Below are 15,729 nucleotides of genomic sequence, written 5' to 3' on the forward strand. Positions count from 1 at the left end.
CCAAACATTCATGGCGATGACACCGGGGCTACATAGCCTGACTTTGCACAACACGGCTGCATAAAGAAAGTCGATCGGCTGCAACCCATGACGGGTTCAAGGCCCGTACGGAGATTCACATGACTCAGATCGCCCGCATCAGCGACACCGGCAATGAACGCCGCCTGCAAGCCGAACGCCTGATCGGCGCCGAGGCCTTGCAGCAAGCCCAGGCCTTGCGCTTCAACGTGTTCAGCGGCGAGTTCAACGCCAAGCTGAACGGCGCGGAGCTGGGTCTGGACATGGATGACTATGATGTTCACTGCAGCCACATCGGCGTGCGTGACCTGAACACCGGTCGCCTGGTGGCGACCACCCGTTTGCTCGATCACACCGCCGCCAGCAGCCTGGGCAAGTTCTACAGCGAAGAAGAATTCAGCCTGCACGGCCTCGCCGGTCTGCAAGGCCCGATCCTGGAAATCGGCCGCACCTGCGTCGACCCGGCCTACCGCAACGGCGGCACCATCGCCGTACTTTGGGGCGAACTGGCCGAAGTCCTCAATCAGGGCGGATACAGCTATCTGATGGGTTGCGCGAGCATCCCGATGCAGGACGGCGGCGTGCAGGCCCACGCGATCATGCAGCGCCTGCGCGAACGCTATCTGTGCACCGAACACCTGCGCGCCGAGCCGAAAAATCCGCTGCCGAGCCTCGACATTCCGTCGAACGTGATCGCCGAAATGCCGCCGCTGCTCAAGGCCTACATGCGCCTGGGCGCGAAGATCTGCGGCGAGCCGTGCTGGGACGAAGATTTCCAGGTCGCCGACGTGTTCATCCTGCTCAAGCGCGACGAACTCTGCCCGCGCTACGCCAAGCACTTCAAGGCGGCCGTGTAATGAGCCGGCTGCGGGTGTACGCGCGGATCGCGCGAGTGCTGCTGGTGGTGACACTGGGCCTGAGCATGGCCAGTGTCTTCGGAGTATTCGAACGTCTGGGTCTGGCCCATTCGATGGAGCGTCGGCAGCGCTGGTCGCGGTTTTTCATGGCGCGTCTGAGCAATGCCCTGCCCTTTCGCGTGACCGTTCACGGCGAGCTGCCGAAGCAGCCGATGCTGTGGGTCAGCAACCATGTGTCGTGGACCGACATTCCCCTGCTCGGCATGCTCACGCCGCTTTCATTTCTGTCCAAGGCCGAAGTGCGCACCTGGCCGGTAGCCGGTTGGCTGGCAGCGAAGGCCGGCAGCCTGTTCATCCGTCGCGGCTCGGGCGACAGCCAGTTGATCCGCAAGCAGATGACCCGTCACCTGCAAACCGATCATCCGCTGCTGATGTTCCCGGAAGGCACCACCACCGACGGCCGTTCGCTGCGCACCTTTCACGGGCGCCTGCTGTCGGCGGCGATTGATTCCGAAGTGAAGCTGCAACCGGTGGCGATCCGTTACCTGCGCGATGGCAAGATCGATTCGCTGGCGCCGTTCATTGGTGACGATGATCTGCTGTCGCACCTGATGCGCCTGTTCAGCAACGACTGCGGCGATGTGGAAGTTCATCTGCTCAAGCCGATTGCCTGTCAGGGCCGGGAACGCGCGGCACTGGCGTTCGAGGCGCAGCAGGCGGTGCAGAAAGCCTTGTTCGGCGATGTGGTCAAACCGGTCGAAGCGCAACACGCCCGCGATCTGATCGCAGCCTGATCAGCGACATCTATCTACAGCTGCCGGCCGGCAAAGTCCTGCAGCTGTGGGTAGAACAAACGAAAGTCCTCGCTCAACGGTTCATACAACCGGCGCAATTCCTCCATCGCCCCCGCCAGTTCTTCAGGTCGGGTCAGGCGCCGGGAGATCCCGCGCAACACCTGCTCCAGCACTTCGAATTCCTGATACGAACCCAGCCAGTCATTGGCCACCATGTGCGGGGCGATCTTCGCCAGGCGCTCGGGCAATTGCTGCTCGCTGGACAGCACGCGGTAAACGTCGGTGGTGAATTGGCCGAGCGGCCGGTCGGCGTATTGTGTCCAGTCCCGCGCCAGACAATGGTCGAAAAACACGTCGAGAACGATGCCCGCGTAACGGCGGCGAGTCGTGGAAAACCGCGCCAGTGAAGCGTCCACCAATGGATGGCGATCAGTGAACACGTCGATCTGTCGATGCAGGGCAATCGCCGCTTCGATCTCCGGGTCGAACTGCCCTTGCAGCCGCCCTTTGACGAAATCGCCATACAGACTGCCGAGCAGTTGACCGGGGCGCTGGCCACCGAGGTGTAAATGTGCGAGATAGTTCATGGGCGCAGCTTAGCACCGCGCCCGCAATTGTTTACACCTCACATATCGTTATAACCCGATATACCGATTTATGCGGTCATCAGATCAAATTCATATTGGTATATCGCGAAGTACCGATTTAAAGTTCGCTTCATCGCGATATAGCGCTACACACATCACGAGCACCCAGCCATGAACATTGACCTCGACGAAATAATAAAAGCCCTGGCACACCCAGTACGGCGAGACATCCTCAACTGGCTGAAAGACCCGAAAGCCCAGTTTCCGGAACAGATCCACAACCACGAGTACGGCATCTGCGCCGGGCAGATCGATCAACGCTGCGGCCTGTCGCAATCGACCGTTTCCGCCCACCTGGCCACCCTGCAACGGGCCGGGCTGATCAGCAGCCAGAAAGCCGGCCAGTGGCACTTTTTCAAACGCAACGAGGACGTGATCCAGGCGTTCCTCAGCACCCTCAGCAAAGAGCTCTGACCCTTAACGTCAGCCAGCCAAAAGGATTAAACGATGCCCCTCTCGCTACTCATACTCGCCTTGAGCGCCTTCGCCATCGGCACCACCGAGTTCGTCATCATGGGCCTGCTGCCCAATGTCGCGGCCGACCTCGGTGTGTCGATCCCCGGCGCCGGCTGGCTGGTGACCGGTTACGCCCTGGGCGTGGCGATTGGTGCACCGTTCATGGCAATGGCCACTGCGAAACTGCCGCGCAAGGCTGCACTGGTAACGCTGATGGGCATCTTCATTATCGGCAACCTGCTTTGCGCCATCGCCACTGACTACGAGGTGCTGATGTTCGCCCGGGTCGTCACCGCCCTCTGCCACGGTGCGTTCTTCGGCATCGGTTCGGTGGTCGCGGCCAACCTGGTGGCGCCGAACAAACGCGCCTCGGCGGTGGCCCTGATGTTTACCGGCCTGACCCTGGCCAACGTGCTGGGCGTCCCGCTGGGCACCGCGCTTGGTCAGGAAGCCGGCTGGCGCTCGACCTTCTGGGCAGTGACCGTGATCGGTGTGATCGCGCTGATCGGCCTGATCCGCTTCCTGCCGGCCAAGCGTGACGAAGAAAAACTCGACATGCGCGCCGAACTGGCCGCGCTCAAGGGCGCCGGTATCTGGCTGTCGCTGAGCATGACTGCGCTGTTCGCTGCGTCGGTATTCACCCTGTTCACTTACGTCGCACCGCTGCTGGGCGATGTCACCGGTGTCTCGCCCCGTGGCGTGACCTGGACCCTGATGCTCATCGGCCTGGGCCTGACCGTCGGCAACATCATCGGCGGCAAACTGGCCGACAAGGGCCTGGCCGCGACGCTGATCGGCGTGTTCATCGCCATGGCCGTGACCTCCACCGTCCTGACCTGGACCAGCATCGCGCTGATCCCGACCGAAATCACCCTGTTCCTCTGGGCTACCGCGTGTTTCGCCGCCGTGCCGGCCCTGCAAGTGAACGTCGTGACCTACGGCCAGGCCGCACCGAACCTGGTGTCGACCCTGAACATCGGCGCCTTCAACGTCGGCAACGCCCTCGGCGCCTGGGTCGGCGGCAGCGTCATCGCCCACGGCTACGGCTTGACCAGCGTCCCTCTCGCCGCGGCAGCGCTGGCGGTCCTGGCACTGCTGGTGACCCTGATCACATTCCGCCAGAACGGCAATCCCGAGCTGGCCACCGCTAACTGATTCACTCACTTACCTCACGAGGGTTGTATCTCATGGCAACAATTTTCGATCCGATCAAACTGGGCGACCTCGAGCTGTCCAACCGCATCATCATGGCGCCGCTGACCCGCTGCCGCGCCGACGAAGGCCGCGTACCGAACGCGCTGATGGCCGAGTACTACGTACAACGCGCCTCGGCCGGCCTGATCCTCAGCGAAGCCACCTCGGTCACCCCGATGGGCGTCGGCTACCCGGACACCCCGGGCATCTGGTCCAATGATCAAGTGCGCGGCTGGACCAACGTGACCAAGGCCGTTCACGCGGCCGGCGGCAAGATCGTCCTGCAACTGTGGCACGTCGGCCGGGTTTCCCACCCGTCGTACCTGAACGGCGAAGCGCCGGTGGCACCGAGCGCCATCCAGCCTAAAGGCCACGTCAGCCTGGTTCGTCCACTGGCCGACTATCCAACCCCGCGCGCGCTGGAAACCGCTGAAATCGCCGACATCGTCGACGCCTACCGCGTCGGCGCGGAAAACGCCAAGGCGGCCGGTTTCGACGGCGTGGAAATCCACGGCGCCAACGGTTACCTGCTCGACCAGTTCCTGCAAAGCAGCACCAACCAGCGCACCGACCACTACGGCGGTTCCCTGGAAAACCGTGCCCGTCTGCTGCTGGAAGTGACCGACGCCGCGATCGAAGTCTGGGGTGCCGGCCGTGTCGGCGTGCACCTGGCTCCGCGCGCCGACTCCCATGACATGGGCGACGACAACCTGGCCGAGACCTTCACCTACGTCGCTCGCGAGCTGGGCAAGCGTGGCATTGCCTTCATCTGCTCCCGCGAGAAAGAAGGCGCCGACAGCCTCGGCCCACAACTGAAAGAAGCCTTCGGCGGCGCGTACATCGCCAACGAGCGCTTCACCAAGGACAGCGCCAACGCGTGGCTGGCCGAGGGCAAGGCTGACGCGGTGGCATTCGGCATTCCGTTCATTGCCAACCCGGACCTGCCGGCGCGTTTGAAGGCCGATGCGCCGCTGAACGAACCGCACCCGGAAACCTTCTACGGCAAAGGCGCAGTCGGCTACCTCGACTACCCGACGCTGTAAGCCACACCGCAGAAACACAAAAGCCCCCGACTCGTGAGAGTCGGGGGCTTTTTATTTGGTCGCCGGGTGGGTCAGGCGCTCACATTCGTTCACAGGCTCGACACAAAATCCCTACAAAATACGTAGCTCGCTACATATCAACCCGCGCCACAGAGGTATATAAAAGCATCCCATTGCAGCGGGGCGAGTGAACAGGGATCTTCACCTTCCTCCGTCATTGACACAAACTGATCCAATAACGAATTTTGTTTCATTTGCGCAGGCTGGGGCTCAGGCGCAGCATGTCCAGCCCCGTATCGACCCAGCGCTCGGCCTCGGCGTACAGTTCAAAGCTGTCCGGCGCCAGTAGCCATCCATAAAGGAGGCCGTCGATATAGGCGTGAATGCTGATGGCTGCCCGGGCAGTGTCGAGGTCTGCCGGCAACTGCCCACGATTGACTGCATTACTCAATGTCAGCGCGATCCGCACATTGCAATCGAGGCTGGCGGTCCGGCGCTGTTGGCGCAGATCGCACATTTCATCGGTGAACTCGCACTTATGAAACAGAATTTCGTTGATACGCCGGGTCTTCGGGTCCAGTGCAACTTGATGAAACAAATGAATCAGCAATTTGCGCATGCAGCCCAGCGGATCGGGTTCGTCCTCGCTTTCGCTGGCCTTGGCCAGTTCATCCAGCGGCTCATGCAGGGTATCGAGCATGGCTTGCAACAGATCGGCCTTGTTGCTGAAGTGCCAGTAGATGGCACCGCGCGTCACCCCGGCCAGGGTGGCGATATCCGACAAGGTCGTGCGGGCCACGCCCCGCTCATAGAAGGCCTTCTCGGCCGCTTCGAGAATCTGGCTGCGCGTTTCCTGAGCTTCCTCTTTGGTACGACGGACCATGGCAGTAAAACCTCAAACAGGATGTTTCAGGGATGGCTGAATATCCGCTGAATAAAAAAGGGTTGATCTCTCGCGGATCGGCTCCCCGGCCTACAATTTCAGACCTTGCGACGACTTTTGTAACAGGGTGGATACGACGCCAAGGTGTTTACAAACAACCATGAACGTAAGTATATTCCTTAGCAAGCTACTTATCCACCCGGTAACCCTTTTTTACCCTTCCACACTTCTTGTGCGCTTTTCGCGCGCCTGACCCGAGGATCTTCATGCAATTCAAGCCAGCTGTTACCGCTCTGGTCACTGCCGTCGCCCTGGCATCGCTGCTCAGCGGATGTAAAAAGGAAGAGGCGGCTCCCGCCGCACCACCTCCTCAGGTCGGCGTCGTCACCCTGCAACCACAAGCCTTTACTCTGACTTCCGAATTGCCGGGCCGCACCAGCGCCTTCCGCATCGCCGAAGTTCGTCCGCAGGTCAACGGCATCATTCTCAAGCGTCTGTTCAAGGAAGGCGGCGATGTCAAAGCCGGCCAGCAGCTGTATCAGATCGATCCGTCGGTCTATGAAGCGACCCTGAAAAGCGCTGAAGCCAACCTGCGTTCGACCAAGTCGATCTCCGACCGCTACAAGCAATTGGTCGACGAGCAGGCCGTCAGCCGTCAGGAATACGACACTGCCGTGGCCAACCGCCTGCAGTCGGAAGCGTCGTTGCAGACCGCACAGATCAACGTGCGCTACACCAAGGTCTACGCCCCGATCTCCGGTCGTATCGGCCGCTCTTCGGTGACCGAAGGCGCGCTGGTCAGCAGCGGCCAGACCGACGCGATGGCCGTGATCCAGCAACTGGACCCGATCTACGTCGACGTCACCCAGTCTTCGGTCGAGTTGCTGGAACTGCGCCGTGAACTGGAAAGCGGTCGTCTGCAAAAAGCCGGCGACAACGCCGCTGCGGTCAAGCTGACCCTGGAAGACGGCAGCCAGTACAAGCTCGACGGTAAGCTGGAATTCTCCGAAGTGTCGGTCGATCAGACCACCGGTTCCGTGACCCTGCGCGCCGTGTTCCCGAACCCGGATCACACCCTGCTGCCGGGCATGTTCGTCCACGCGCAGTTGCAGGCCGGTGTGAACAGCGCCGCGATCCTCGCACCGCAACAAGGCGTGACTCGCGACCTCAAAGGCACCCCGACCGCGCTGGTCGTCGGCCCGGACAACAAGGTCGAACTGCGTCAGCTCAAGGCCAGCCGCACCGTCGGCAGCCAGTGGCTGATCGAAGACGGCCTGAAGGCAGGCGATCGTCTGATCACCGAAGGGCTGCAATTCGTCAAGCCTGGCATCGAAGTCAAGCCAAGCGAAGCCACCAACGTCGGCAACAAGAACCCGGCCCCCGCTCAGGCAGCTGACAAAGCCGCCGGCGGCAAAGGGGAGTAATCCATGTCAAAATTTTTCATCGACCGTCCGATTTTCGCCTGGGTAATTGCCCTGGTGATCATGCTGGTCGGGGCACTTTCGATCCTGAAACTGCCGATCAACCAGTACCCGAGCATTGCGCCACCGGCCATTGCGATCTCCGTGACCTACCCGGGTGCTTCGGCACAGACGGTTCAGGACACCGTGGTGCAAGTGATCGAGCAGCAGCTCAACGGTATCGACAACCTGCGTTATGTGTCCTCGGAAAGTAACTCCGACGGCAGCATGACCATCACCGCAACCTTCGAGCAAGGCACCAACTCCGACACCGCGCAGGTCCAGGTCCAGAACAAGCTGAACCTGGCCACCCCGCTGCTGCCGCAGGAAGTGCAGCAACAGGGTATCCGCGTGACCAAGGCAGTGAAGAACTTCCTGCTGGTGATCGGCGTGGTGTCGCGTGACGGCAGCATGACCAAGGACGACCTGTCCAACTACATCGTGTCGAACATGCAGGACCCGATCTCGCGGACCGCCGGTGTCGGTGACTTCCAGGTCTTCGGTGCCCAGTACGCGATGCGTATCTGGCTCGACCCGGCCAAGTTGAACAACTTCAACCTGACCCCGGTCGACGTGAAAACCGCGATTGCGGCGCAGAACGTCCAAGTGTCGTCCGGTCAGCTCGGCGGCTTGCCTGCCGTGCAGGGCCAGCAACTGAACGCCACGATCATCGGCAAGACCCGTCTGCAGACCGCCGAGCAGTTCAAAGAGATTCTGCTCAAGGTCAACAAGGACGGCTCGCAGGTTCGCTTGAAAGACGTCGCCGACGTCGGCCTCGGTGGCGAGAACTATGCGATCAGCGCCCAGTTCAACGGCAGCCCGGCTTCCGGTCTGGCGGTGAAACTGGCCAACGGCGCCAACGCCCTCGACACTGCAAAAGCACTGCGCAACACCATCGACAGCCTCAAGCCGTTCTTCCCGCAAGGGATGGAAGTGGTGTTCCCGTACGACACCACTCCGGTGGTGACCGAGTCGATCAAAGGCGTGGTTCACACCTTGGTCGAAGCGATTGCGCTGGTGTTCCTGGTGATGTTCCTGTTCCTGCAGAACTTCCGCGCCACCGTCATCACCACGATGACCGTGCCGGTGGTACTGCTCGGTACGTTCGGCATCCTCGCGGCGGCCGGTTTCAGCATCAACACCCTGACCATGTTCGGCATGGTGCTGGCCATCGGCTTGCTGGTGGACGACGCCATCGTCGTGGTGGAAAACGTCGAGCGGGTGATGAGCGAAGAAGGCTTGTCACCGAAGGAAGCGACCAAGAAATCCATGGGCCAGATCCAGGGCGCCCTGGTCGGTATCGCCCTCGTTCTGTCGGCGGTATTGCTGCCGATGGCGTTCTTCAGCGGCTCCACCGGTGTGATCTACAAGCAGTTCTCGATCACCATCGTGTCGGCCATGGCCTTGTCGGTACTGGTCGCGCTGATCTTCACCCCGGCGCTGTGCGCCACCATGCTCAAGGCGATTCCGCACGGTGAGCACGGCGCGCCGAAAAAAGGTTTCTTCGGCTGGTTCAACCGCAACTTCGACCGGGGCGTCAACAGCTACGAGCGCGGTGTCGGCAACATGCTGTCGCGCAAAGCGCCGTATCTGTTGGCCTACCTGCTGATCGTGGTCGGCATGATCTGGCTGTTCACCCGCATTCCGACCGCGTTCCTGCCGGAAGAAGACCAGGGCGTTCTGTTCGCCCAGGTGCAGACGCCAGCCGGTTCCAGTGCCCAGCGCACTCAGGTGGTGGTGGATGAAATGCGTGAATTCCTGCTGCGTCCGACCAAGGACGGCGGTGAAGGCGACGCAGTAGCCTCGGTGTTCACCGTGACCGGCTTCAACTTCGCCGGCCGTGGCCAGAGCTCGGGTATGGCGTTCATCATGCTCAAGCCGTGGGACGAACGTAACGCCGACAACAGCGTGTTCAAACTCGCCGCCCGCGCCCAGCAGCACTTCTTCAGCTTCCGCGATGCGATGGTGTTCGCCTTCGCCCCGCCGGCCGTACTGGAGCTGGGTAACGCCACCGGTTTCGACGTGTTCCTGCAGGACCGCGCCGGTATCGGTCACGAGAAGTTGATGGCTGCACGCAACCAGTTCCTCGGCATGGCCGCGCAGAGCAAGGTGCTCACGCAGGTGCGTCCGAACGGTCTGAACGACGAGCCGCAATTCCAGCTGGAAATCGATGACGAGAAGGCCAGTGCCCTGGGCATTACCATCGCCGACATCAACAACACCCTGTCGATTGCGCTGGGCAGTAGTTACGTCAACGACTTCATCGACCGCGGTCGAGTGAAGAAGGTTTACGTGCAGGGCCGGCCAGACTCGCGCATGAGCCCGGAAGACCTGAAGAAGTGGTACGTGCGCAACGCAACCGGCACCATGGTTCCGTTCTCTGCGTTCGCCAAGGGCGAGTGGATCTACGGTTCGCCGAAGCTGGCGCGTTACAACGGCGTTGAAGCGGTCGAGATCCTCGGTGCCCCGGCGCCGGGTTATTCCACCGGTGAAGCGATGGCCGAAGTCGAGGCGATTGCCAAGAAACTGCCGGCTGGCGTGGGTATCTCGTGGACCGGTCTGTCGTACGAAGAACGACTGTCCGGCTCGCAGGCTCCGGCGCTGTACGCCCTGTCGCTGCTGATGGTGTTCCTGTGTCTGGCGGCGCTGTATGAAAGCTGGTCGATTCCGATCGCGGTCATGCTCGTGGTACCGCTGGGGATCATCGGTGCGCTGATGGCCACCAGCCTGCGCGGTCTGTCGAACGACGTGTACTTCCAGGTGGGTCTGTTGACGACCATCGGTCTGGCGGCTAAAAACGCCATTCTGATCGTCGAATTCGCCAAGGAATTGCACGAGCAGGGGCGCAGTCTGCGCGATGCGGCCATCGAAGCCTGCCGCATGCGTCTGCGACCGATCATCATGACGTCGCTGGCCTTCGTCCTCGGTGTTGTACCGTTGGCTATCTCCACCGGCGCAGGCTCGGGCAGTCAACACGCGATCGGTACCGGCGTGATTGGCGGTATGCTCACCGCAACGATCCTGGCGATTTTCTGGGTTCCACTGTTCTTCGTCACTGTGTCGTCCATGGGTCAGCGCAAAAACGCCGGCAAGGATGACACCATAGAAACTCCTAAAGAGGCTGGCCAATGAGCAAGTCGCTACTCTCCATCGCAGTCGCCGCCTTCGTGCTGAGCGGTTGCTCGCTGATACCGGATTATCAGCAGCCTGAAGCACCGGTGGCCGCGCAATTCCCGCAGGGCCCGGCGTACTCGCCGGCCCAGGCACCGGCGCAGGCTGCTGCCGAGCAGGGCTGGAAGCAGTTTTTCCACGACCCTGCCCTGCAACAGCTGATCCAGGTCGCCCTGGAAAACAACCGCGACCTGCGTGTCGCGGCGCTGAATATCGACGCCTATGCGGCTCAATACCGCATCCAGCGCGCCGACCTGTTCCCGGCCGTGTCGGCCAATGCCAGCGGCAGCCGTCAGCGGGTTCCGGCCCGGACATCGCAGACCGGTGAATCGAGCATCACCAGTTCCTACTCCGCCACCGTCGGCATCAGCGCCTACGAACTCGACCTGTTCGGTCGGGTTCGCAGCCTGAGCGAGCAAGCGCTGCAACAATACTTCGCCACCGAAGAAGCGCGCCGCAGCACCCAGATCAGTCTGGTGGCCAGCGTGGCCAATGCCTACCTGACCTGGCAGGCCGACAAGGAACTGCTGAAGCTGACTCAGGACACCCTCGGTGCCTTCGAGGAAAGCTACAAGCTGACCAGCCGCAGCAACGAAGTCGGTGTGGCCTCGGCGCTGGACCTGGCGCAGTCGCGTACTTCGGTTGAAAACGCCCGTGCACAACTGGCGCGCTACACCCGCCAGGTCGCTCAGGACGAAAACAGCCTGACCCTGCTGCTCGGCACCGGCGTGCCGGCCAACCTGCAAGCGGCCAAACCGCTGTCGGATGACCTGCTCAGCGATGTGCCGGCCGGTCTGCCGTCGGATCTGCTGCAACGTCGTCCGGACATCCTTCAGGCCGAGTACAACCTGAAGGCCGCCAACGCCAACATCGGCGCGGCCCGTGCAGCGTTCTTCCCGAGCATCAGCCTGACCGCCAACGCGGGCAGCCTGAGCCCGGACCTGTCCGGCCTGTTCAAGGGTGGTTCGGGGACGTGGCTGTTCCAGCCGCAGATCAACCTGCCGATCTTCAACGCCGGCAGCCTGCGCGCCAGCCTCGACTACGCCAAGATCCAGAAGGACATTGGCGTGGCGAACTACGAGAAGTCCATTCAAACGGCCTTCCAGGAAGTCGCCGATGGCCTGGCCGCCCGCCAGACCTACACCGAGCAGTTGCAGGCCCAGCGTGATTTCGTCGCCGCCAACCAGGATTACTACCGCCTGGCCGAGCGTCGCTATCGCATTGGCGTCGACAGCAACCTGACCTTCCTCGATGCCCAGCGTCAGCTGTTCAGCGCGCAACAATCGCTGATCACCGACCGCCTCGCGCAGCTGACCAGTGCGGTCAACCTGTACAAGGCACTGGGCGGTGGCTGGAATGCGCAGACCGCGCAGAACGAGCCGCTCAAAGAAGAAGCGCCGAAGATGAAGCTGTTCTGATCATCCGCTGAACACAAAAAGCCCGCCGATTGGCGGGCTTTTTGTTGCCTGCCAATCTTGCGTTCGATAATCGCCCGAATTCCACTTTCGCCGATTGAATCGCCTCGCCCGCGCCCCGCACCATTCGAGCCACAAAACCAATAACAACAGGTTCGACACCATGCTCCCGCGCCCTGCTCCATCCGGCTGATCGCCGCCGCTTCGCCCCCTGATTCCTTTGAATTCCTGCGCCTCAGAAACGGCCGCAGCGCCCCCGTTCGCCCAAAAAAACAAGAGAGACCCGAGCCCATGACAACGTCCCCTGCGCCCTACGCACTTCCCGGCCTGATCGCCCTCGCCCTGGCCGGCGTCGCGCTGCCCGCTGCGGCTGAAGAAGCCGGTTTCATCGAAGGGGCCAAGGTCAACCTGAACCTGCGCAACTTCTACATCAACCGCAACTTCACCAACCCGACCAAGGCTCAGGGCAAGGCTGAAGAGTGGACGCAGAACTTCATCCTCGACGCCAAGTCCGGTTTCACCCAGGGCACCGTCGGGTTCGGCATGGATGTGCTGGGGTTGTATTCGGTGAAACTCGATGGCGGCAAAGGCACCGGCGGCACCCAGGCGTTGCCGCTGGATCATGACGGGCGCCCGGCGGACACCTTCGGCCGCACCAACGTGGCGTTCAAGGCCAGGCTGTCGCAGACCGAAGTGAAGGTCGGCGAATGGATGCCGGTGCTGCCGATCCTGCGCTCGGACGACGGCCGCTCGCTGCCGCAGACCTTTCGCGGCGGCCAGATCACCTCGAAGGAAATCGACGGCCTGACCCTCTACGGCGGCCAGTTCCGCGCCAACAGCCCGCGTGACGACAGCAGCATGAGCGACATGTCGATGTTCGGCAAAGCCGCGTTCACCTCGGATCGCTTCAACTTCCAGGGCGGCGAATACGTGTTCAACGACAAGCGCACCCAGATCGGCCTGTGGAACGCCGAACTCAAGGACATCTACAGCCAGCAATACGTCAACCTGATCCACAGCCAGCCAATCGGCGACTGGACCTTGGGCGCCAACCTCGGTTTCTTCTACGGCAAGGACGACGGCAGTGCCCGCGCCGGCGACCTCGACAACAAGACCTGGTCGGGGATGTTCTCCGCCCGATACGGCGGCAACACCTTCTACGTCGGCCTGCAAAAACTCACCGGCGACAGCGCCTGGATGAGGGTCAACGGCACCAGCGGCGGCACGCTCGCCAACGACAGCTACAACTCAAGCTACGACAACGCGCAGGAACGTTCCTGGCAACTGCGCCACGACTACAACTTCGCTGCCCTCGGCGTTCCGGGCCTGACCCTGATGAACCGCTACATCAGCGGCGACAACGTACACACCGGCACCATCACCGACGGCAAGGAATGGGGCCGCGAATCGGAACTGGGCTACACCGTGCAAAGCGGTGCGCTCAAGGATCTGAACGTCAGGTGGCGCAACTCGACCATGCGTCGTGACTTCAGCAACAACGAGTTCGACGAGAACCGTCTGATCGTCAGCTATCCGATCAGCCTGCTCTAGGACTCTGCACCATCCGTCAGGATTAATGGCACGGCGCCAGCCGACGCGTAGAGTGGATTCACCTGAAGGACTCAGGTGCTCCACCCTCTTCGCTTCCGTTATCTGTTGATGTCGGTCCCCAAGACTTGGCCAGGTTGTCATCGGAAGACCCTGCTGATCACCGGAGGACCACCTCATGATCACCCGACTCAAACCGGCTCCCGTCGACAAAGACTGGGACGCCCGGGCGTACCAGCAGTTTTCCCGTCTCAGGCAACAACCGGTCGATGAACTGCTCCGTCGCGTCGACCTGCACAATCCTCAACGCATTTACGATTTGGGCTGCGGCACCGGCATCGCCACGAAGGTTCTGGCAGATCGCTGGCCGCTGGCAGATATCAAGGGCATCGACAGTTCAAAAGACATGCTCCAGGTCGCCCGTTGCCTGCCGATCAAGGCGCGCTGGCAACACGCCGAGCTGCAACACTGGAAACCCCGCAAGCCGGCCGACCTGTTGTTCGCCGCAGCCGTGCTGCACTTCATCGATGACCATCAAACGCTGTTGCCGGGATTGCTCCGCCACCTCAATCCTGGCGGTTGTCTGGCCGCGCATATGCCGGACTGGCGCGATGCGCTGTGGTATCGGCTGATGCTCGACACCCTCGACGATGCCGGACCCTGCGGTCGACCCATCGGCACTGCGCAATTGCGCCAGCGCATGGCGGCGCGGCGGTTGTTGTCGCTGGAGGATTACTACCGATTGCTCGCGCCGCTGACCCGGTCGCTGGATATCTGGGAAACCGAACAGTTACAGGTCGTGCGCGGAAGCTCACCGATTTATGACTGGGTGAAGGTGTCGGCGCTACGGCCGGTGATGCAGGGACTGACGCCAGAGGAACAGGCGCGCTTCATTTATCACTACCTGATGCGGGTGCACGCGCATTATCCGCAGGAGGAAAACGGCCATACGCTGTTTGCGTTCAAGCGGATTTTCATTGTTGCCAAGGTGTGAAGTTCCAAGGATCGCAGCCTTCAACTGGCTGCGATCCTTCGAATTCAACGATTACTCGCGTGATTCGGTACCCAGCTCATCCCACACCGATTCAGCCAGATGAAACGTCGCATTCGCCGCCGGAATCCCGCAATAGATCGCGCTCTGCATGATCACTTCCTTGATCTCGCCGCGGCTCACGCCATTGTTGGCCGCCGCCCGCAGGTGCAACTTGAGTTCACCTTCGCGGTTCATGCCGATCAGCATGGCGATGGTGATCAGGCTGCGGGTGTGACGTGGCAGGCCCGGACGGGTCCAGATATCGCCCCAGGCGTGACGGGTAATCATCTCCTGGAATTCCGAGTTGAACTCGGTCAGCGTGGTCAGGCTGCGATCGACGTGAGCATCACCGAGCACCGCGCGGCGCACTTGCATGCCGTCGTCGTAACGTTGTTTCTCGTCCACGGAAATCCCCTCAATCGGCCAGCAAAAAGGTCAGCACGCGGTCGCTGAATGCATCACCGGCCTGAACGTTGGAAAGGTGCGCCGCATAGAACTCGGCGTACTCGGCGCCGCGCACATGCTCCTGAATGAAATGCCCGCCGGACGGTGGCGTCACCGCATCTTCCGAACCGGCGATCACCAGCAGCGGCGCCTTGATCGACGACAACTGCTCACGGAAATCCGCATCACGCACCGCCGCGCAGTTGGCGGCGTAACCTTCAGGATTGGTCGCGGCCAGCATGTCGGTGATCTGCTTCGCGGCTGCCGGATTGGCCGCCGAAAAATCCGGGGTAAACCAGCGGGCAATCGACGCATCACGCAACGCGACCATCGCCGCCGGGCCGTCGCGCAGCACGGTTTCGATGCGCGGATTCCACACCGACGGATCGCCGATTTTTGCCGCCGTGTTGCAGACGATCAGTTTGTTCAGACGCTGACAGGCGTTGATCCCCAGCCACTGGCCGATCAGGCCGCCCATCGACAGACCGCAGAAATGCGCACGTTCGATGTGCAGCGCATCCAGCAGCGCCAGCACGTCGCGGCCCAGTTGCTCGATGCTGTAAGGGCCCAGTGTCACCAGCGACTGGCCGTGCCCGCGCGTATCAAAACGCAGCACGCGAAAGTGTTCGGTGAAGGCCGGCATCTGCACGTCCCACATGTGCAGGTCGGTGCCCAGCGAGTTCGACAGCACCAGCACCGGCGCATCGACCGGGCCTTCCAATGTGTAATGCAGTTCGCCATCGGCGAGTTGAACGAAAGCCACAGC

14 protein-coding genes are annotated in these 15,729 nt (G+C 61.7%); 10 read left to right on the top strand and 4 right to left on the bottom strand.

Annotated elements, in window-relative coordinates; genetic code table 11:
• Nucleotides 1–119: 119 nt before the first annotated feature.
• Together olsB and AC1Q9F_RS06760 are read left to right on the top strand one after the other, a co-directional pair.
• Nucleotides 120–875 carry an L-ornithine N(alpha)-acyltransferase gene (gene olsB, locus AC1Q9F_RS06755; RefSeq protein ID WP_007957877.1) on the top strand — a complete coding sequence of 252 codons (756 nt, stop codon included), beginning with the start codon at nucleotides 120–122 and terminating at the stop codon, nucleotides 873–875.
• Complete coding sequence (locus AC1Q9F_RS06760) at nucleotides 875–1,669, top strand: lysophospholipid acyltransferase family protein (protein ID WP_492619701.1); 795 nt, start codon at nucleotides 875–877, stop codon at nucleotides 1,667–1,669. The genes olsB and AC1Q9F_RS06760 overlap by 1 nt, the downstream gene beginning before the upstream one ends.
• A gap of 14 nt (nucleotides 1,670–1,683) precedes the next feature.
• Here AC1Q9F_RS06760 and AC1Q9F_RS06765 read toward each other — a convergent pair whose 3' ends face one another.
• Nucleotides 1,684–2,256 (bottom strand): acyl carrier protein phosphodiesterase, encoded by a 573-nt coding sequence (locus AC1Q9F_RS06765; RefSeq protein ID WP_486965429.1) that lies wholly within the window; start codon nucleotides 2,254–2,256, stop codon nucleotides 1,684–1,686.
• A 171-nt stretch (nucleotides 2,257–2,427) separates the two neighbouring features.
• On the opposite strand from AC1Q9F_RS06765, the gene AC1Q9F_RS06770 reads away from it, so the two are divergent.
• Genes AC1Q9F_RS06770 through AC1Q9F_RS06780 form a run of 3 tightly spaced genes read left to right on the top strand, consistent with a single transcriptional unit; the run spans nucleotide 2,428 to nucleotide 5,009 of the window.
• A complete protein-coding gene (locus tag AC1Q9F_RS06770) occupies nucleotides 2,428–2,730 on the top strand; it encodes an ArsR/SmtB family transcription factor (protein ID WP_007957866.1) in 303 nt (100 codons plus the stop codon).
• Nucleotides 2,731–2,763: 33 nt separating this feature from the next.
• Complete coding sequence (locus AC1Q9F_RS06775) at nucleotides 2,764–3,927, top strand: MFS transporter (protein WP_007957864.1); 1,164 nt, start codon at nucleotides 2,764–2,766, stop codon at nucleotides 3,925–3,927.
• A gap of 32 nt (nucleotides 3,928–3,959) precedes the next feature.
• Complete coding sequence (locus AC1Q9F_RS06780; RefSeq protein WP_492619700.1) at nucleotides 3,960–5,009, top strand: alkene reductase; 1,050 nt, start codon at nucleotides 3,960–3,962, stop codon at nucleotides 5,007–5,009.
• Between the two features lie 250 nt (nucleotides 5,010–5,259).
• Here the strand turns inward: AC1Q9F_RS06780 and emhR are convergent, their stop codons facing one another.
• On the bottom strand, nucleotides 5,260–5,892 hold the full coding sequence (gene emhR / locus AC1Q9F_RS06785) for an efflux system transcriptional repressor EmhR (RefSeq protein WP_007957850.1): 633 nt from the start codon (nucleotides 5,890–5,892) through the stop codon (nucleotides 5,260–5,262).
• A gap of 266 nt (nucleotides 5,893–6,158) precedes the next feature.
• Here emhR and emhA point away from each other — a divergent pair, with 266 nt between their 5' ends.
• The 5 genes from emhA (at nucleotide 6,159) to AC1Q9F_RS06810 (ending at nucleotide 14,480) form a co-directional block, all read left to right on the top strand.
• Nucleotides 6,159–7,316: an efflux RND transporter periplasmic adaptor subunit EmhA gene (emhA, locus tag AC1Q9F_RS06790; RefSeq protein WP_492619699.1), complete on the top strand. Its 1,158-nt coding sequence runs from the start codon at nucleotides 6,159–6,161 to the stop codon at nucleotides 7,314–7,316.
• A 3-nt stretch (nucleotides 7,317–7,319) separates the two neighbouring features.
• Nucleotides 7,320–10,484 carry an efflux RND transporter permease subunit EmhB gene (gene emhB / locus AC1Q9F_RS06795; protein ID WP_207985259.1) on the top strand — a complete coding sequence of 1,055 codons (3,165 nt, stop codon included), beginning with the start codon at nucleotides 7,320–7,322 and terminating at the stop codon, nucleotides 10,482–10,484.
• Nucleotides 10,481–11,941: an efflux RND transporter outer membrane subunit EmhC gene (emhC, locus tag AC1Q9F_RS06800; RefSeq protein ID WP_207985258.1), complete on the top strand. Its 1,461-nt coding sequence runs from the start codon at nucleotides 10,481–10,483 to the stop codon at nucleotides 11,939–11,941. The genes emhB and emhC overlap by 4 nt, the downstream gene beginning before the upstream one ends.
• Before the next feature lie 288 nt (nucleotides 11,942–12,229).
• On the top strand, nucleotides 12,230–13,489 hold the full coding sequence (locus tag AC1Q9F_RS06805; protein ID WP_492619698.1) for an OprD family porin: 1,260 nt from the start codon (nucleotides 12,230–12,232) through the stop codon (nucleotides 13,487–13,489).
• 175 nt (nucleotides 13,490–13,664) lie between these two features.
• Entirely contained in the window at nucleotides 13,665–14,480 is an 816-nt protein-coding gene (locus AC1Q9F_RS06810; protein ID WP_492619697.1) for a methyltransferase domain-containing protein, read from the top strand.
• A gap of 51 nt (nucleotides 14,481–14,531) precedes the next feature.
• Here the strand turns inward: AC1Q9F_RS06810 and pcaC are convergent, their stop codons facing one another.
• Nucleotides 14,532–14,924 carry a 4-carboxymuconolactone decarboxylase gene (pcaC, locus tag AC1Q9F_RS06815; protein WP_011332825.1) on the bottom strand — a complete coding sequence of 131 codons (393 nt, stop codon included), beginning with the start codon at nucleotides 14,922–14,924 and terminating at the stop codon, nucleotides 14,532–14,534.
• A gap of 10 nt (nucleotides 14,925–14,934) precedes the next feature.
• Complete coding sequence (pcaD, locus tag AC1Q9F_RS06820; protein ID WP_492619696.1) at nucleotides 14,935–15,726, bottom strand: 3-oxoadipate enol-lactonase; 792 nt, start codon at nucleotides 15,724–15,726, stop codon at nucleotides 14,935–14,937.
• Nucleotides 15,727–15,729: the final 3 nt, after the last annotated feature.

Source organism: Pseudomonas sp. GW823-FHT04A03 (assembly GCF_058796615.1).